Source organism: Paenibacillus sp. 10L310 (genome assembly GCF_056395745.1).
Window position 1 is genome coordinate 124,873 of record NZ_JBFTKC010000014.1, and the last position, 19,713, is coordinate 144,585.

Annotated in this window: 13 protein-coding genes; 2 read left to right on the forward strand and 11 right to left on the reverse strand. The window is 46.1% G+C overall.

From position 1 onward, the window contains the following. Positions 1-118: 118 nt before the first annotated feature. Positions 119-3,292 (reverse strand): copper amine oxidase N-terminal domain-containing protein, encoded by a 3,174-nt coding sequence (locus AC1DE7_RS24175; RefSeq protein WP_340983480.1) that lies wholly within the window; start codon positions 3,290-3,292, stop codon positions 119-121. A 316-nt stretch (positions 3,293-3,608) separates the two neighbouring features. Here AC1DE7_RS24175 and AC1DE7_RS24180 point away from each other — a divergent pair, with 316 nt between their 5' ends. Further along, on the forward strand, positions 3,609-4,577 hold the full coding sequence (locus AC1DE7_RS24180) for a hypothetical protein (RefSeq protein ID WP_340983481.1): 969 nt from the start codon (positions 3,609-3,611) through the stop codon (positions 4,575-4,577). A gap of 150 nt (positions 4,578-4,727) precedes the next feature. Here the strand turns inward: AC1DE7_RS24180 and AC1DE7_RS24185 are convergent, their stop codons facing one another. The 4 genes from AC1DE7_RS24185 to AC1DE7_RS24200 all read right to left on the reverse strand — a co-directional run bounded on the left by AC1DE7_RS24185 (position 4,728) and on the right by AC1DE7_RS24200 (position 10,229). Then, the gene (locus AC1DE7_RS24185; RefSeq protein ID WP_340983482.1) at positions 4,728-5,330 is read right to left on the reverse strand and encodes a GNAT family N-acetyltransferase; all 603 of its coding nucleotides are present in this window, start codon (positions 5,328-5,330) and stop codon (positions 4,728-4,730) included. Next, positions 5,330-6,622: a threonine ammonia-lyase IlvA gene (gene ilvA / locus AC1DE7_RS24190; RefSeq protein WP_477535333.1), complete on the reverse strand. Its 1,293-nt coding sequence runs from the start codon at positions 6,620-6,622 to the stop codon at positions 5,330-5,332. Before ilvA ends, AC1DE7_RS24185 begins: the two co-directional genes overlap by 1 nt. Positions 6,623-6,685: 63 nt before the next feature. After that, positions 6,686-7,576 (reverse strand): alpha/beta fold hydrolase, encoded by an 891-nt coding sequence (locus AC1DE7_RS24195; RefSeq protein ID WP_477535334.1) that lies wholly within the window; start codon positions 7,574-7,576, stop codon positions 6,686-6,688. Positions 7,577-7,937: 361 nt separating this feature from the next. Further along, positions 7,938-10,229 (reverse strand): beta-glucosidase, encoded by a 2,292-nt coding sequence (locus AC1DE7_RS24200; RefSeq protein ID WP_477535335.1) that lies wholly within the window; start codon positions 10,227-10,229, stop codon positions 7,938-7,940. A gap of 246 nt (positions 10,230-10,475) precedes the next feature. Here AC1DE7_RS24200 and AC1DE7_RS24205 point away from each other — a divergent pair, with 246 nt between their 5' ends. Then, entirely contained in the window at positions 10,476-11,159 is a 684-nt protein-coding gene (locus AC1DE7_RS24205) for a stalk domain-containing protein (protein ID WP_315371330.1), read from the forward strand. Between the two features lie 111 nt (positions 11,160-11,270). Here the strand turns inward: AC1DE7_RS24205 and AC1DE7_RS24210 are convergent, their stop codons facing one another. The 6 genes from AC1DE7_RS24210 to purH form a co-directional block, all read right to left on the reverse strand. Beyond that, a complete protein-coding gene (locus AC1DE7_RS24210) occupies positions 11,271-11,876 on the reverse strand; it encodes an alpha/beta hydrolase (protein WP_315371338.1) in 606 nt (201 codons plus the stop codon). 14 nt (positions 11,877-11,890) lie between these two features. Then, on the reverse strand, positions 11,891-12,841 hold the full coding sequence (locus AC1DE7_RS24215) for a ring-cleaving dioxygenase (RefSeq protein WP_445253600.1): 951 nt from the start codon (positions 12,839-12,841) through the stop codon (positions 11,891-11,893). Between the two features lie 399 nt (positions 12,842-13,240). Further along, entirely contained in the window at positions 13,241-14,323 is a 1,083-nt protein-coding gene (locus tag AC1DE7_RS24220) for a hemolysin family protein (RefSeq protein ID WP_036606063.1), read from the reverse strand. Between the two features lie 231 nt (positions 14,324-14,554). Continuing rightward, positions 14,555-15,892, reverse strand: coding sequence for a hemolysin family protein (locus AC1DE7_RS24225; protein ID WP_076253832.1), 1,338 nt, complete (start codon positions 15,890-15,892; stop codon positions 14,555-14,557). Positions 15,893-16,608: 716 nt separating this feature from the next. Further along, positions 16,609-17,874 carry a phosphoribosylamine--glycine ligase gene (purD, locus tag AC1DE7_RS24230; RefSeq protein ID WP_405158511.1) on the reverse strand — a complete coding sequence of 422 codons (1,266 nt, stop codon included), beginning with the start codon at positions 17,872-17,874 and terminating at the stop codon, positions 16,609-16,611. 129 nt (positions 17,875-18,003) lie between these two features. After that, positions 18,004-19,551: a bifunctional phosphoribosylaminoimidazolecarboxamide formyltransferase/IMP cyclohydrolase gene (gene purH, locus AC1DE7_RS24235; RefSeq protein ID WP_036606066.1), complete on the reverse strand. Its 1,548-nt coding sequence runs from the start codon at positions 19,549-19,551 to the stop codon at positions 18,004-18,006. Between the last annotated feature and the right edge of the window lie 162 nt (positions 19,552-19,713).

Consider the following 19,713-nt stretch of genomic DNA (forward strand, 5'->3'; position numbering starts at 1 on the left):
GTTATCTACGAGGGAATGATAAAGACTCCCTTTCCGTATGGAAAGGGAGTTAATGGATTCGAATTCCTAAAATTCAATTACCCAGTATGCGTTTCAACCGCATTTGTCTATCTTAAAATCATGAACCCTGCGTAGTGGATAGCTCGTTTGTAGCAGATGCTTGAGTGCCATTACCACCTGAAGTTCCCGCGCCCTTATTGTCAGTTCCCTGACCATTGCCAGAAGAAGCTGGCGGAATATCAAATGTTCTTTCTGCACTGACAGATGTATATTTCGTCGATTCACTCACCACTGAGACTACCAAAACTTTGTATTTACCCGCTCCAAAAGCCATATTATTTGAATCATTGGCGGAATTTCCAATATCCACTATTGCTGTCCCTGAAGAAGTACCACCCGTATCAACAGTTTTTAAAGCTCTCCCAGCAGTTCCTGAACCGCTTCCTTCTTTAACAATGTACACATCGTAACGAGTAATCCCTAATTCATTTGGCTTATCGAAACTTACATTGATTAAATTATCAGTTACTTTTGCTTCTAAAGCAGTTACCGTTTGCACTGGTGTTACTGTCTGTTTCTTCGCATTAATAGTGAATGTAGATGAAGCCAAACTTGATTCACGATTATTGTCGTTTGATTCAGATAAAATATACACCGTGTATGATTTGCCTGCTTCAATTTTTTGACCATTGATATCAGACAGTACACCCGGAAGTATGGCATTTCCACCAGATGTTTCCACGTATTTTATTGTAGTGGAATTGTTTTCTTTCGCTATATTCTTCGCTACATTGAGCCCAAATGCGCTTCCTGTCGGAGCAACCATAACAACATAACGTCCAATGCCTGCTTTGGAAGCTGGTTCCGTATATCTCAAAGTCACATCCGTTACATCACCAGCTGCTTGCTCTTCTTTCTTAACTTCAACGTTAGTAATTGTAACTACTCCTACTGCAATAGTTACGGACAATTTAACATCTGCATAGGCCGTTGACAGCACATTGGATGAATTACCTGTATTACTTACCGCAAGTACAAATATGCGATAGTTCTCATCATTGCGAATAGTTGTACTATCTGTTGCCTTGGTATCGTCTAAAGTCACCGTGTAATCTCCGCTTCCTCCAGCTTTATTTACCACCTTAAAGTTGGAGTTCCGATTAGCTTCCGACAAATCAAATCCACTCAAGTTGGAAGTTTTGACTACAAATACACGGTAATGGTACACGTTCGTCTCATTCGACGATCGATTAAATGTCACACGCAAATCACGTCCATCTCCGTTATCCGCGATGTCCTTCGCAGTCACACTGGTGGGAGCGGTAACAGCCGTGTTCGCAGTCAGTGTGATCTGAGAAGAATATGAAGACAACGCATTTTGACTTGAGTTTCCGCTATTGCTTACTGACATAACGAATACACGATAGGAAACGTTATTGGAAATAAGGGAACCGCTTGTATCATATGCATTCGGAAGCGTAACTGACAAGTTACCACCCGTTTTGTTCACCTGCGTATAGTAGTTCGACGCATTAGCTGCACTTAGTGTGAAGTTGCCCGCATTACCGGAGCGAACAACGTATACTCGATATCCAGAGATTCTGGACTCATCCGCGGCCTTGTTGAACGAAACCCGTAGATCACGCCCATCACCGTTGTCACCAATATCCGCAACAGCCAGGTTGCTAATGACTCCTGCGTTACCGGTCGTTGTCAGTCTCAGGGCTGTGGAGGAAGCTGACAGCGCATTGGTGTATCCATTTTGCTGATTGCCCACCGCCATCACAAAGATGCGATAATCTTGCAGATTCGTTACATTATAACCACTTGTGTCCTTCATGGATGAAGGTAATGTCGTTGTAATGTTGTTGCCTGTTTTATTCACCGTATAGTACAGACTGGAGGACAGGTTACTCGCCGTTGTCAGATTAAAGCTGCTGGCAACCGAGTTACGCACCACAAAGACGCGATAATTCGCCACCTTGGACTCATCTGATGAACGGTTGAAACTCACCTGAATGTCACGACCATCTCCATAATCCGAGTTATCCTTCACCTGCGTAATTACTGGAGACGTTGCTGTGTTCACGGACAACGTAAGTGAAGATGATGCTGCGGACAGCTTGCTGTCTGTTGTTGTATTAGTGCTTACCGACAAGATGTAGACCACATACGCTGTGCCACTTTTAATCATTTCGCCAGACGTATCCCGTGTCGAAGAAGTCAGCTGGCTTTTCACTGCGGTACTGTTTCCTTTGTATATGATCGTGGAGTTTGCACTGGACACTTTATTCGCTGCAGCCAGATTGAACGCAGAAGAGTCCTTCGCTTTGACTACAAAAGCACGATAATACGTAATGTTCGATGTTGTGCTCGGCTGCGTGAAGTTAATCTCCAGATCGCGGCCATCGCCATAGTCACTAATATCTGCGGCACGCAGACTTGCAACCGCCTGTACTGTGGATTTCACATTATTGAGCTTCAATGCTTGGGAAGACCAGTTCAGTGCATTTTTATAATTATTGCTGCTGTTACCAACAGTCAGTACGTACAGACGATACGTTTCATTACTATTGAGCAAATCCCCGTTCACGTCACGTGTCTGCGCGTTAAGTGTCAGTTTCGGGTTGCTGCCATTTGGTGTAACAGATGTATAGTTCGCAGAAGGTACGGCAGTTGCTGAGGACTCCGTGAAGCTATTCACATCGCGAGTTTTTACCAGCATAATCCGGTAAGCAGATACCGCCTTCTCTGAAGTTGGACGTGTGAAGCTCACGGTCAAGTCACGACCATCTCCGTTACTTCCGGATACCGAACCATAGATGTTCCATGCAGCATATTGTGTCTCATCTACTGGAGGTGTTGCTGTTGTCTTGATATCTACACGCTGATTGCGTGAGTTCCAGAATACTTTTTCTCCAAAAGCTTCACTGACAAAACGAATTGGAACCATCGTGTTGCCCTTAATCGTGTTTGCAGGTACATCCAGCGATATCGCTTCCCCGTTGATGTATGCCGTTTTGGAACCAAGTTTCAAAGTAACTTCCTGATCATCGCGAGTTGCAACAATCGTTTTGGTTCTGTTCGTGTATTGTACCTTCGCATCCAATCCTTCAAAAATCGACCGAAGCGGAACGAGTACGCGTCCACCTTTCATGACAGGTGCCTGAGCAGATGATAACTCTGCATCATTGATGTATATGCTGATTCTCGCGGCTGCATCCATAACCGACGTTGGAAGTGCGGACATCAGCATGGCCGATACAGCCAGCGCTGACATTACCTTCTTCACTTGTTTTCCTCCCGCTTTCCTCATATCCCATATCCCCATTCTCACATTTAGTTAACATCGAAATAGATTCGCTGTTCTTTTCATTAATTCCTGTATTTTCCTATGCACAACTAAGACGTTCAGATCGGCTCAAAAGTTTCCAGTTGTACAAAAAATATTTTCTCAGAAATCTCCCTCTATCTTCCACCCTCCAAAAGTTAAAAATAACAGAAGAATTTGTCACTATTCCGCAACCACATCCTTCCCCAATTGGGTTAAGGTATAGTGACTAGTGAACAACGCCTATCATTTTCTCAACTACGGGAGGTTCATATCTATGACACCATCGTTCCAATCTGCCAAACGTAAAGGCATGCGCACCTTCATTACAGCCACCGCCATCCTCATGCTGCTCCAAACGGCTGTCGCTCCATTATCCGGAGTCGTTGCTGCCGCTTCTTCCAGTACAGATACCAAAGTCACAACTGCCAGTTCAACAACGATATATAAAACATTTCAGTCCATGCTCTACAAAAAGAACGGCTTGCCTGCCGCGGATACTTATCTCGAATCTCATATCAAAAAAGTAACAAAGCATCACGCCACCCTGATGGTGCTTCAATTGGAGAATGCTCGCCTGAAGGCGCTAAGTACCATGACAGACCGCCTGCTCGTTCCTAACGTTCAGGACAAGATGATCAAGGCTTACAAGTTGAATGATAGCTTCACCAAACTCATGGAGCGTACCCAGGACTCCGATCTGCGTGCACTGTTAAAAGAAGCCCGTGACAGCGGCTACCGCCTCGTCATGCTCGAAGGCTCCCTCTATCCCATAATGAATTATGCGGCATTCGTGAAATATACCTCTGTAATTAAAGAGGACATCTCTAGCTACATCAGTATCATGACAAAGGAAACAAAAAACTTGCCTGCGGATGACGGTGCTCTGGTCATTGGCTATCAGGAAATTCTCCTTCGAGCACTGAGCCAGGAAAGATTCCTGGAGCTGCATCCAAAATCAAATCGGGCCAAGCAGGTGCAGAATCTGTTAAACAGTTATACCCTGTATACCTTTTATGGACTGAACAATACACCGCTGTTTGATTATGACACGAACAAAATGGTTGCGAACGCCCAAAGAGGCTACAACGGCGTCTTGCAGCGTCTTGCATCCGTCGATAGTGAATTCCTCACCAAGCTGGATGCCTTTATGGACGTGGTTAAGGAATCTAAGTATGAAAAAACGACTGCTGTCGAGAAATGGCTGGAGCAGAATGTGCCGGTCAGCGACTACGCGAATTATTGAGTTAATCCGCTTCCATGGTTAATATCCTGTTCGAATTCAGGCTAAATCCCAACAGATAACCACAACAAAAACCGCCACAGGATTCGCTCCTGTGGCGGTTTTCTTCATGCTTTTATCATCAAAACTAACTCAACCGGTCAGCTCCCTGCACTATTGAATCGGTTTGACCATATGATTATACTCATGTCCTGCGATGACAATCACATCGTCTTTGACATATCCCTGCCGTTCGTACAGCATTAGCGCACGGCCGTTGTCCCGTTCTACAATCAAGGATACCTGCGAGTGACCCAGATCTCTGCCCTGCTGCTCAAAAGCAGCCATCAGTGCCCGGCCGATGCCCTGCCCCTGATAAGCTTCACTTACCGAGAGAGTATCCAGATAATACTCCCCCGGACGGGTCTCTTTGACCAATGCATACTTCTCATCCCGGCTTCGTCCAGGTCGATCCAGAATCGGCTGGTCCAGACGATCTGCTTCTCCGCCATCATAGGCTACCAGAATCCCCGCAATCAGCCCATCCCGCTCCATCACTGTCACATGACGATAGCTAATCCGGTTGTTTTCCTGTACATAGAACTCCTGCAAAATCTGCATCGCCTTCTCATGATCCGCCTCACCCGCAAGCGTGTATGCAATGTCTCCTATCGCCTGATACAGCAAAGGAATAACCTGATCAGCATCTTCTATGCGTGCAGGTCTGATCAGAGGAGATGTTTCGTGGTGATCTGACGGCATACTGGTATGTTTCATCAGATTAACATGTTGAACAGATTTAGATTTTTGTTCAGTTCGGTATAGGCGATACCTTTGCGGTTCATGCGTTCAATGAGCGGGTGGTAATCTTCCTTGTACATCAGCTCGATGCCCACCAAGGCAGGGCCATTTTCCTTATCATGCTTTTTCGTATATTCAAACCGGGTGATATCATCATTTTTCCCTAGAACTTCCTCCAGGAATTCACGTAAAGCTCCTGCACGCTGCGGGAAATTAACCATGAAATAATACTTCAGACCTTCATAGATCAGGGAACGTTCCTTGATCTCCTGCATCCGGTCGATATCGTTGTTCCCGCCACTAATAACACAGACCACCGTCTTGCCCACGATTTGCTCACGATACTGCTCCAGCGCCGCAACAGCCAAGGAACCGGCAGGCTCGACAACGATCGCATTTTCATTATAGAGTTCCAGAATAGTTGTGCAGGCTTTGCCTTCTGGCACTTTCACAATGTCATCAAGTATACTGTTGCAGATATCAAAGGTGAGATCGCCAACCCGTTTCACCGCTGCACCATCCACGAATTTATCAATATCATCCAACGTCACAACCTGTTTGCGGAACATCGCCTCACTCATGGAAGCTGCCCCAAGTGGCTCAACTCCAATGATGCGTGTCTCTGGACTCACGGTCTTCATGTAGGTTCCCACGCCGGCTGCCAACCCTCCGCCACCAATTGTCACGAACACATAGTCGGCATTCTCATCGAGACTTTCCATGATTTCCATCGCTACCGTACCATTACCTGCAATAATCTTCGGTTGATCAAAAGGATGGATAAACGTCATGCCCTGTTCGTCACATGCACGCATTGCTTCTGCGTATGCATCGTCATACGTATCCCCGATCAGCACCACTTCAACGTTGTTTCCACCAAAGCGACGCACCTGCTTCACCTTCTGGTTCGGTGTTGTACTCGGCATGAAGATTTTGCCGTTAATTCCAAGGGCATTACAACTAAAAGCAACACCCTGAGCATGGTTGCCCGCACTTGCACAGACAATACCCTTCTCCATCTCGGCTGGTGGCAGACTGCGAATCATATTATAGGCGCCCCGAATTTTGAACGAACGCACCACTTGAAGGTCTTCCCTTTTCAGATACACATTACAGTTATATTTGGCCGACAATACAGCATCCCGCTGTAACGGCGTTCTTACAATGACCTCACGCAGCACATGATGTGCGCGTACGATATCTTCCATGCCAACACTGGCACGACCGGGACTTGTGGTTCCCGTTGGTTCTTGTTCAACTGGTTTCATGTTGTCTCCACACTCCGCTTTTATTGTCTAGCAATGTCGCGCACTGCTTTTCTTTGTATTGTATCACTTTTGCTCTGTTCTTGCGCCTGAGCTCACGTCATTTATCATTCGTACAATTTCATCACTAATGACCTGAGGGTCTGTATACATAACCATATGTCCCGATTGATCGGCCCCAATCCATCTCGCATTGGACAGCTGGCTCACCGTCTGACGATGCGCCGTAATGAGGGCAGGTCTTATTTTCCCCTCTCCCTTGCCCGGTTTCGTACCCGAGATCACGCTAACTTCCAGATCACCCAGAGCCGGAGGATGTTCCAGCAGCGCTGCCATGTCATCCAGAAATGTTTTGCCTTCTGCAAGCATCGTGCTGGCTGCCCGTACAGTGAAATCCTCCTTGAGGTGATCCGCTGCCACATCGTCAGGCTGAACACTTCCAGCTTTGCTGCCAAACATCTTATATAAGCCAGTCCGCGCCATGATTGGAATAATGAAACCATTGATGGCAAAGCTCTTTTTAGTAAGCTTGGAAAAATACATTTCGCAATGCTCGTCTGATGGATCTACCAGAATAATGCCACGTAATCGAGATAGATGTGCAGCTGCCGCAGCCCGTACAATCGGACCCCCCCAGCTATGTCCAACCAGAATGAATGGGCCTGGGCCCAGAGCTGTCAGCAGTTCTCCAAGATCCCCTGCAATGCGTTCAAGGCTGCGGGGAGCCGAGTCGACATCACTTCGTCCCGCCCCTGCCCTGTCATACACAACTGCACGTGCATGCTCAGCAATGGCTGGTGCAACCAGTCCCCAGTTTGATCTGGAGACGCCCATACCGGACTCAAATACAACCGTCAGCTCTCCTGTTCCCCTGGACATATAATGTAGTTTGCGACCATCACGGGTCCGAACAAACGCACTTGAACCAAACGTATGTGAGCTAGGGTTAGGATTCATATTCCCCTCCTGATTACGTGCATAATCATCTATCACCGAATCTAATTGAAAATGATTATCAATTACTTCATTATAGAATAATCCATGCTTTACGACAACCATGTTGCTTCAGCAAGTTACAGCATTCCTGTCACCTCTGTCACGTTGCAAGGATCATCCTCCATACACCGTTCCTTTCCCCCCTCCTTTTTCCTTATGCAAAAAGAAAACCCGATCCATGATCGGATCGGGTAACTGTCCCAGCCACTGTGTCGCTGGACCTCACATACACCTTCTTGTTGCTTCGTGCGCAGTTCCTGCACATATTGCATAATTACTTAATCCAAGGATGGACGAATACTCGGTTTAAGAGCACAGCCCCTTATCCCCGAATACCATGATTCTTGTTGTTCAGCTGCTCCAGAAGTTCATTCATCGCTTCTTCCGTCATGGCCCCACCGCTAAACGCAACCAGTGCTCGTAGCGGCATATATTTCATCATCGCATCCATCATATCTGCATGATCCCCGGCATCATCACCGCCGAACCCACTGGCTTCCTGGAATTGTTGCAAAGCCTGGTCCAGTAGCTGTTTATGGGCCGGATCACGCTGGATATCACCCAATGTACTATTACGCGTATAGGTTGGAAGGAATGTCGCTGTAGACTCTACATTCACACGTGTGTGCACATGAATGTCCCGTGAGGAACTGCCTACCTGAATCTCGAACTCTCCGGTCTCCACATGCCAGTCCTTCATATCTACGTTGTAATAGGCGAATGAACGTTTGTTTAGTGTGAAGCTCACCACTTTGGACTCTCCAGGTTCAAGGGCCACCTTCGCAAATCCTTTCAATTCTCTTACAGGACGAATAACTGTGCTCTCTACATCGCTGACATACAACTGTACAATCTCCTTGCCCGCTCTGTCACCGGTATTGGTGACCCTTACTTGCACATTCACCTCATCCTGATCGGTCAATTCTGTGCGATCTACCTTCAGGTCAGCATATTCAAATGTCGTATAACTTAGTCCATAACCGAACGGAAACAGTGGCTCCAGCTCTTTTTTATCATAATAGCGGTAACCAACAAAAATACCTTCCCGGTAATCAACTCGATCCCCTTCGCCCGGGAAATTCAGATAAGACGGATTATGGCTGAGTTTGGCAGGGAATGTCTCTGCCAGTTTACCGGACGGATTCACCTCCCCATACAACAGATCAGCTATCGCTCCACCAACGGCCTGTCCACCAAGATAAGCTTCAAGCACCGCTTGCACCTGCGGCAACCAAGGCATCTCCACTGGAGATCCGTTGCTCAGCACCACAACCACACGTGATTGTACTTTTGCAATCTCTTCAATCAGACGAATATGATTGTCAGGCAGACGCAAATGGGCACGATCATACCCTTCGGATTCATAACGATCCGGCAATCCAACAAACACAACAGCGGTATCCGCTGACTGTGCTGCCTGAACAGCCTCATGCATCAATGTCTCATCCACATCATCCGCTTCAATCCGATAACCTGGGGCATACGAGAAGGTTACACTTTCGCCAGCCACCTGTGTCATCTCTTCCACAATATCATCCACTTTGGTCGGATTAATGTGGGAACTTCCCCCGCCCTGGAAGCGAGGTTTACGCGCAAATGCCCCGATTATCGCCACATCGCCTTCACGCCCAAGCGGCAGGATACCTTCTTCATTTTTCAGCAAAACCATACTCTCGGCTGCCACCTTACGCGCAAGTTGGTGATGCTCATCCTTGTTATATGTAGCCCCATCTTGCTTTTGATCAACGGCATTAAAGATCAGCGTAAGCAGACGCTCCACCGCCCGATCCAGCTTGTCCAGCGGCAGTTGTCCGCTTTCTACGGCATCGATCACTTTACGCTCACCGATTCCACCACTTGTTGGCATCTCCAGTTCCAGTCCTGCTGCAAGGGCATCTGCACGTTCATTAACCGCACCCCAGTCTGATACCACAAGACCTTCATGACCCCATTCGTCTTTCAGAATATCCGTAAGCAACCATTCATTCTCACCTGCATACGTACCGTTCACCTTATTATAAGAACACATCACCGTCCACGGCTGTCCATCCTTCACCGCACCTTCGAAGCTCGCCAGATAGATTTCATGCAGCGTCCGTTCATCCACCACCGCATCAATCGACATGCGCCGTTCTTCCTGATTATTAACTGCAAAGTGTTTGAGAGACGTACCCACACCCTGGCTCTGCACACCTTGAATATGACCGGTAGCCATCTGCGTAGATAACAACGGATCTTCGGAAAAGTATTCAAAATTACGTCCACCCAATGGGGAACGTTTAATATTTACACCCGGTCCAAGTAATACCGCTACATCCTCGGCCTGACATTCCTCTCCCAAAGCCACCCCGACCTGACGCGCCAGCTCCTTGTCCCATGAACTAGCCAATCCTGCCGCGGACGGGAAACAGGTTGCAGGCACACTCGACGTTAGTCCAAGATGATCCGCACTCCCATCCTGCTTGCGTAGTCCGTGAGGTCCGTCCGTCACCATGATGGATGGAACGCCAAGACGCTCCACCCCTTTCAGATGCCAAAAGTCCAGTCCCGAGCACATGCCCGCTTTTTCTTCCAGTGTCATCCGCTGTACCAGTTCCTTGATGTTACGTTCCACATTAACCCCTCCAGTTCATGATGTTGATACATAGCTATATCAATAAGCATACAAGGTTATCTACCACACATTCAAATGTTTACCCGGTTAGTAACGGTTACATAACACCAGTCATTCCGATTATAGGTCTATATTACTGATAACTCAGAAGACTAATACTTTAAGACTATTAAAATCATTGTCATACCATGTCTAAAGTAATATAATTACAATGAAATCATATATTTACTTTAGGAGGAAGAAATTGTGAAGAAAAAGTTTATTATTGCGTTATCTAGCTTTACACTTCTTGGAGGTATGGCTATCGGCGCCGGAGCTGCACCAATCTTGGAGAAAATCACGGCCAATCTGAATTGGGGAATCAATTACAACATTTCAGGTAAAGCATGGAGCCCAGTGGATCAAAATGGTAAGAAATTAGCTGCAATTACATATAACAGCACGACATACCTACCTGTTCGTTCAGTAGGCGAAGCACTTGGAGTAGCGGTAGATTATAACGGCAGTAGCCAAACTCTTATGCTTGGTGAGAAATCAGATAGGACACCTATAACATCCGAGAAAATTGTAACTGAATATAGTTCCTATGTTACGAAGGATAAACAATTCACTGTTCAACAAGGGAAAGATTATCTCTCTGGAGTTGTTATAAAGGAAATTAATAGTGCTGATAAAGGCTTCAATATTTCTACCGAAGGAAAATATCAAAAACTTGAAGTTTCTGTATTCCCAATTGATGTAAAGACAGATATTAGTGTTAGAATTTTAGATGGAGATGTGTTGCTTAAAGAGATTATTATTGGTACATCTGATAAAATTCAAACTGCTTCATTCGACATTGGAGCAGCTAAAAAGCTGACTGTCGAAGCTGAAACTCTCAACATAACCGGTTCTGAAAGTTCTATTTTTGTTACTGGTAATCTAAATTAGAAATAAAATTTCAAATCTAGAAAAAAACGTTACTCAAATGAGTAACGTTTTTTTCTTATAGAGACATTAAAATAATTTATCATTTGAATAGAGGATGTCTATCCACCCAATTTACGCCTGAGTCTTAAACCAAGCTGCCGCAACTTCTGCCTCAGTACGAGTCAACTGATGACCCTGACGCTCCCAATGCGTGTTTACATCGGCACCTGCACCGCTGAGCAGCGAAGCAAGTTCCTCGGTTTCACGTCTTGGTACAATCGGATCGTTCTCGCCCGCACCAATGAACACAGGCAGACCTTTCAGATCCGGCAGTTCGAGTCCGCGCAACGGTACCATCGGGTGATGCAGAATTGCACCTTTGAATACATCTGCTTGATGGAAGATCAAGCTTGCCGCAATGTTGGCACCGTTAGAGTAACCCAGTGCATACACGTTGGACCGATCAAAACCATATTCCACCGCAGCTGCATCGACAAAAGATCCCAGCTCTGCCGTACGAGCAATCAGATCTTCTTCATCAAAAATGCCTTCGGCCAGGCGGCGGAAGAAACGGGGCATCCCGTTCTCCGATACATTACCCCGCACCCCAAGTATGCCAGCTCCTGGTGCGATCATCTCCGCCAGACCGATCAGATCATTCTCGGTTCCGCCTGTGCCATGAAGCAACAGGATTGTTGGCGCATCCGGCTGAGCACCTGCTTTATAGATATGTTTCATTGTATTGGTTGTGGTCATGATTTGGACTCTCCTTTCCATTCACGTACTTCAATTCGTGGCAACAATTGTTCAATCTGCTCACGCTGTGGTTCATACCATTCAGGCAACATCAGTTTCTCACCCATGCTCTCTGCTGGTTCATCCCGTGCAAATCCCGGAGGATCCGTAGCCAGTTCGAACAGTATACCACCCGGCTCCCGGAAATACACAGCGTTGAAGTATTGACGGTCAATGACTGGCGTTGGATGATATCCGGATTGTTCAAGATCCTGCTGAATTTGTTCATGTTCCACGTAATCTTTGGCACGCCATGCAATATGGTGAACCGTTCCGGCTCCACCAATCCCGCGTTGGATACCTGTGGACTGAATATCGATGATCTGACCAATATCGCCGCTTGCCTGAAGACGAAGAAGTCCGTTCTCTTCACCGACTTGCTCCAGACCCAGTTTGCTCACCAAGACGTCCATGGTTTTCTCAGGAACGTGGCTGAACAATACGGCTCCGCCAAATCCTTTGATGGCATGCTCCGGTGTCACACCGTTGAAACTCCAGTTGCTTGGCTGACCGCCTTCACGCTCAACCAGTTCAAGCAACAGACCGCCTTTGTCGAAGAAACGAATGTACTGCTCACCAAATCTGGTTTTATTTTCATATGGAATATCGAAGGAAGTAAGACGTTCTTTCCAGAAAGGCAGGCTTCCTACAGGAACCGCATATACGGTAACTCCAGTCTGACCTGACCCAATGACACCTCTTCTTGAATTCTGCTGTGGGAAAAAGGTAATGATTGTGCCCGGTGCACCCTGCTCATTCCCGTAATACAAGTGATACACGTCCGGTGCATCAAAGTTAATTGTTTTTTTCACCAGTCTGAGCGCCAACACACCTGCATAAAAATCAACGTTTTTCTGCGCATCGTCAACAAAAGCTGTAATATGATGAATTCCTGAAGTTCTGAACATAATCTCCACTCCCTTGGTTTATTTACACAGACACTACGATGACAGAATAACCTTCCAATCGCTGTTATCCCCAGATTTTTTTGATTTCTTTTCCTAAGGGAAAATCCGGGGATAAAGGCAAACGCTTCGCTTTTTCAGGTTTTTTCTGTCCTCTTCGTTACGTGTAAGTTATTAGTTCGACTTATTTTGCTTCTTTTATTTATTGGTTCCTGTTATTTATCTTTAAGTTAAGATTCTTTAAATTTATATTAATCCATTGGACCACATTATGCAAGCTTTTATTTTAAATTTAAGATTTAATACAAAAAGCAGGCCCCGATCACTCCGGGAACCTGCTTAGCGTTATAACGATTGATTAGGTTGCTTCTTATTCCTGTATTACTTTTGTATTACTGCTTCTTAAACCAGTTTCATTCTTTTTGGTGGATTCACCAAATCTTTATGCTCGTATTCATCCTTGATATCTCCGACAATCTCTTCAAGGATATCCTCCATCGTAACCATACCTACCGTAGCACCTGCCTCGTTTTTCACGGTTGCAATGTGTACACGGCTTTGTTGCATCTGGATCAGTACATCCTTGATTGGAGAACGCTCGGAGAAACTCGGCGTATTGTGAACAAATGTCTCCATATTGAAATCTCTACCCGCAGCCACACTCGTCAGCATTTCTTTTGTATTAATAAAGCCAACAAAATGAGCCTGATCCCCATTTGCAATAACAGGGTATCGCGTGTATTCATGTCGATTTAGCGTCTCAATGATCTGATCAATCGGCATTTCCTTATTCAGAGTAACAATTTTATCTCGTGGAATCATAATCTCCTGAAGCAGACGCTCATCAAAAGCAAAAATGTTTTTGAGATAGTCCAGCTCCGTCTGGTTGATCTCGCCACTCTCGTAGCTCTGTGCCATAATCAGCTTCAGCTCTTCTTCGGAGTGAACGGTATCATGCCCGGCAGGTTTTACACCAAATATGCCAAGCAACAGACGAGCAGCTCCATTTAGCGCGTAGATGAATGGATTCATGATTTTACCGAACCAATACAGTGGTGGTGCCAGCAACAGCGTCATTCTCTCTGCAAACTGAATCGCCAGGGTTTTCGGTGCCAATTCACCAATAACCACGTGCAGGAACGTAATGATCGCCAGAGCAATACCATAGGAAAGCACGGTAGACAATGCCGCTGGTACTTCCATTCGCTCAAAGAGCGGATGCAGCATTTTCTCAACAGTAGGTTCACCCAAGGCTCCCAATACCAGCGCCGTGATGGTGATCCCCAATTGACATGCCGACAGATAATAATCCAGGTTGTGCGCCACTTTTTTGGCCAGTACTGCCTTTTTGTTCCCTTCCGAGATCAATTGATCGATTCGGGACATCCGTACTTTAAGAATTGCAAATTCGGCTCCAACGAAAAAGGCTGTCAGACCTATAAATACGGCTACTAAAAATAAATTCAAGGCTATTATTCCGTCCAATGATTTCCCTCAGGTTGAGGGATTCACCTCCAAATAAAATTTATATTAAGGTTGCACAGACCACTCCGATGACAAAATAACCTTCCGACCGCTGTTATCACCAGATTTTTTTATTCCTTATATAAAAGGGGAAAATCCGGTGATAAAGGCGGACGCTTCGCTTCTTCAGTCTATTCTGTCCTCTCCGTTATCGCAAAAATATTTAAATTTTTAAAAGATTTCCGGACAAGATCACGCCAGATCGCTAGTAGCTTCCTCAACCTGTGCGCCGCTCACTCGTTCCAGAAGAACTTGTTTGATGTGATAATTTTCGGTATCCACAACGGTCCAGACATAATCGCCGTGTTCTACCGTGTCTCCTTTTTCCACACCTACACCCTTCTGGTACTGGATCCATCCAGCAACGGTATCCATCTCTTCATTACCTTCAAAGCTAAGCCCGAACTGCCGCTCCACTTCATCCAAAAGTACCCGGCCATTAATGAGATATTGATTCTCTCCGGTTTCCTGGATATCAGCCACCTCATCGGCATCGAATTCATCGCGAATCTCACCGACAAGTTCCTCCAGAATATCCTCCATCGTAATGATACCCGAGGTACCCCCATATTCATCCACGACCACGGCCATGTGTACACGTTCCTGCTGCATTTTAATCATCGCATCCTGGATACTTGTAACTTCGGAAACAAATGGGATCTCACGAACGAACTCGCTTAGCTGATATGATCTTGCGGCTACCATGTCAGGCAAAATCTTTTTCACATTCACAACGCCGATAATGCGGTCCTTGTCCCCATCCTCGATGACAGGGTAACGTGAGTAGTTATGTTCATCCAATATAGGAATAATATCGTCATAGGTCATATCCTGATCTAATGTCACCAGTTCTGTACGAGGTACCATGATGTCTTTGGCATCACGTTCATCGAACACAAATACATTTTCCAGATATGAAAGCTTGGTCTTGTTGTTCTCGTCACCTTCGTAACTCTGGTTCATGATGATTTTGATCTCATCCTCCGAGTAGGCTTGATCATGTTTGGCAGGCTTTACACCGAATCCTCGCAGAAGAACACGTGAAGTTCCATTAAGCGCCCAGATGAACGGATACATGATTTTACCAAACCAGTATAGCGATGGGGCGAGCATTAATGTCAGTTTTTCTGAAAATTGAATCGCCAACGTTTTCGGTGCCATCTCACCAACAACCACGTGCAAGAACGTGACGAGGATAAAGGCGATCGCATAGGAAGCAATCGACGAGATTGAAGCAGGTACATCTAAATAATTGAATACCGGATATAACAATCTCTCAACCGTCGGTTTTCCGAGCGCTCCCAGTCCCAGAGCAGTGACCGTAATACCGAGCTGACAGGCTGACAGATAATAATCCAGGTCCGAGACAACTTTTTTAGCCAATACGGCCTTTTTATTGCCCTCCGCGACCAGTTGATCCACTCTTGATGTACGAATTTTGACTACAGCAAATTCCGATGCTACGAAAAATGCAGTCAATGCAATCAAGATAATAAGTAAAACGATATTCAATATGGTAATTATGTCCAATGATTTCCCCGGTTCTCAGGGATTCACCTCCAGAGATAGTTACAGCGTGATCCGTTAACTGTGTTAACCATTCATCAACTGTTAGTCTTTCAACACGACGTCTGCCTTATATAAAATTGATTTCAATGATAACTTTTGTATGTCTTACGTTTGACCTTGTAAAATTACAAAACAGGAATTCAAGATGAAGTCAATGACTTGCAGAAACTTCTTCATTCAAATCGGGTTACCCCTCATGCTGTCAATTGTTCCTCGCTTAACTCCACCTAGATTCGCCATTTGGACAATTTACAATATCGCCTACCCAATAGATATCCACCTCCCCTCGTACTCATTCCTGTTTCCGAAAAGTATACCATGTTTCCCGCTCAACCATCCAGTTGCACGTTATGGTTTGCCACAAGCTTACAGTATAATGTTCACAAATTAGTCTCTATGTATGTTACGTACTTTATATAATATGATTGATATTACCTCGTAATGTGATATTGTTCACATGTTTAGTATAGTCCAATTTATAAAAATACTACCCCTTACTTTAGGGCATTAAACATGCCGGATCTCCCTGATTTAATCCCGTTTTGAATCTTCCCCATATTCTTTCCCGTTTGGACAAGTCCGGCCTTATGCACAAGATACATCTATATACGTATCAAAGAGCCCGCAAGATGCAAATACCTTTCCGGTATACATCTTTACGGGCTCTTATATTCATTCTATACGAGTGCTTTGGCAGCAATATCCGTTCGCTGATGTTTACCATCAAAGTGGATACGCTCCGCCTGTTCATAAGCTTTGTTTCTAGCTTCGGCAATATCCGCACCAAGGCCAACTACACCCAGGATCCGTCCACCATTCGTAACCCAGTCTCCTGCTTCACTACGTGCTGTACCTGCGTGGAATACCACGGCATCTTGCACTTGATCCAGTCCTTCAATGACTACACCTTTGGCATAAGGACCCGGATAACCTCCTGAAGCAAGCACCACACATACTGCGGCTTCATCACTCCATTCAATCTCAATATCAGCCAGCTTGCCATGAACGGTTGCCCAGAAGATATCAAACAAGTCGCTCTTCAGACGTGGCAATACAACCTGTGTTTCCGGATCACCAAAACGTGCGTTGAACTCAATCGTTTTGGGTTTGCCATCCGGCGAGATCATCAGTCCGGCAAATAATACCCCCTGGAACGGACGTCCTTCGGACACCATTGCTTTGGCAGTTGGTTTGATGATCGTCTCCACGGCTTCCTCAATAATAGAAGCAGGGATATGTGGTAATGGTGAGTATGTACCCATACCGCCTGTGTTTGGCCCCTGATCATTGTCGAATACAGGTTTGTGATCCTGTGCCGCCGCCATCGGGCGAACCGTCTCCCCATCAACAAAAGCCAGAATGGACATTTCCTGCCCTGCGAGGAATTCCTCGATAATTACTTTGGCTCCTGCTTCACCAAATACTTTGTCCACCATGATACTGCGAAGTGCCTGATCAGCCTCTTCACGCGAATAAGCTACGGTCACACCTTTGCCCGCTGCCAGTCCATCTGCCTTGATGACAACCGGAATTGCTTGCTCATTCAGGTATGCTTGAGCTTGTTCGTAGTTGTCGAATTTTTCATAGGCTGCGGTTGGAATGTTGTATTTGTGCAGCAGGTCCTTCATGAACGTTTTACTTCCTTCGATCTCTGCTGCATTACGACGGGGTCCGAATACCGGAATACCTGTCGAATCAAATGCATCCACAATCCCATCCGCAAGCGGATCATCCGGACCAATAACCACCAGACCTACTTTAAGCTCTACAGCAAGAGCCGTTAGTTTATCGAATTCATTCACCGCAATGGCATGACACTCAGCCAGCTGAGCAATGCCTGCATTTCCCGGTGCACAGTGAATCTTGTCTACCTTTGGACTCTTCGCCAGTGCCCAGATGATTGCATGTTCCCGGCCACCGCCGCCTACTACCAGAATATCCATTCGCTCTGTTCCCCTCCGTGCATAACTGAATTTGTTACGCTATTGCGTGTTGAAAAAACTAAAAAATAGGGGGTGTACCATAAGTCATTAGCATGACAGGCGACACCCCTTATTTAAACCTTTTTCGTTCTAGTGTTTGAAGTGACGAACGCCTGTGAAGACCATGGCAATTCCGTATTCATTGGCTACTTTGATGGATTCTTCATCTTTGATCGAACCACCAGGTTGGATCACTGCTGTAATTCCCGCTTTTGCTGCCAGTTCCAACGTATCACCCATTGGGAAGAACGCATCAGATGCCAGAATAGCACCTTTTGCTTGCTCGCCCGCTTGCTCAATCGCGATTTTGGCCGCACCCACACGATTCATTTGTCCAGCGCCCACACCCACCGTCATATCATTCGCAGCAAGTACAATCGCATTGGATTTCACGTGTTTAACTACTTTCCAGCCAAACAAGAGCTGTTTCAGTTCTTCTTCCGATGGCGCACGATCCGTTACCACGTTCAGTTCACTCGCTTCGATGGAGTGTACATCGGACTGTTGCACGATCATGCCACCGTCGATAGACGTTACCACGAATTGGCTCTCCCGTTTACGAGCAGCATTCAGTTCGCCTGTTTTGAGCAAACGAATGTTTTTCTTTTTCGTCAGGATATCGAGAGCCTCTTGTGTAAAATCAGGAGCAAGTACGATTTCCAGGAAAATCTCGCTCAACTTGCCTGCTGTATCGCTGTCGATAATACGGTTTGCTGCCACAATGCCACCAAATATAGATGTTGGATCTGCAGCATATGCTTTGCCGTAAGCTTCATAGATACTTGCGCCAATACCTACGCCGCATGGGTTCATATGTTTAACCGCGACAACGGCTGGTTCTTCAAACTCTTTGACGATCTGCAATGCTGCGTTCGCATCGTTGATGTTATTATAAGACAACTCTTTGCCGTGCAATTGCTCGGCTGTTGTCAACGTATCTTGAGCAGCCAGCGGTTTGCGGTAGAATGCCGCCTGCTGGTGTGGATTTTCGCCGTAACGCAAATCTTGGAGTTTTTCGTAAGTAACCGTTAGACGCTCTGGCAGTGGATCGCCATTTACGTTGGACAGGTAGTCGGAGATGAGTGCATCGTAAGCCGCCGTATGACGGAACACTTTTGCCGCAAGCCGTTTGCGAGTTTCGAGAGTGGTATCTCCATCGTTGCGCACTTCCTCCAGCACTTGGCTGTAATCAGATGCGTCTACAACGACACTGACAAAGGCATGGTTTTTGGCTGCCGAGCGAAGCATCGTTGGACCGCCAATATCGATGTTCTCGATGGCATCTTCGTATGCTACGTCCGGTTTCGCAATAGTCTCTTGGAATGGATACAGGTTCACGACAACCAGATCGATGTAGCCGAGACCGAGTTCTTCCATCTGGCGTGTGTGCTCTTCGTTATCACGCACAGCCAACAACCCACTATGAACTGCCGGATGCAATGTTTTGACACGTCCGTCCATGATTTCCGGAAATCCGGTCACATCCGAAATTCCGATGACAGGTACGCCTTCCTTCGACAACAGGCTGCTTGTACCTCCTGTCGAAATAATCTCCACACCCATTTGCGACAGCTCGCGGCAAAAGTCCACGATGCCCGTTTTATCCGATACGCTAACCAGCGCTCTTTTGATACTCACAATATGCTCCTCCTTTAATGTCCCATGGCTTCGCGTTTCCTGACGAAACACAGCCGATTTATTTCCCGAGAAATATCACAAAATGCGTACCAATATTCGACTTCTGTTATAGAAGTTGAACCAAGATGTTTACACGGGACACTCCGATGACAGAACAACCTT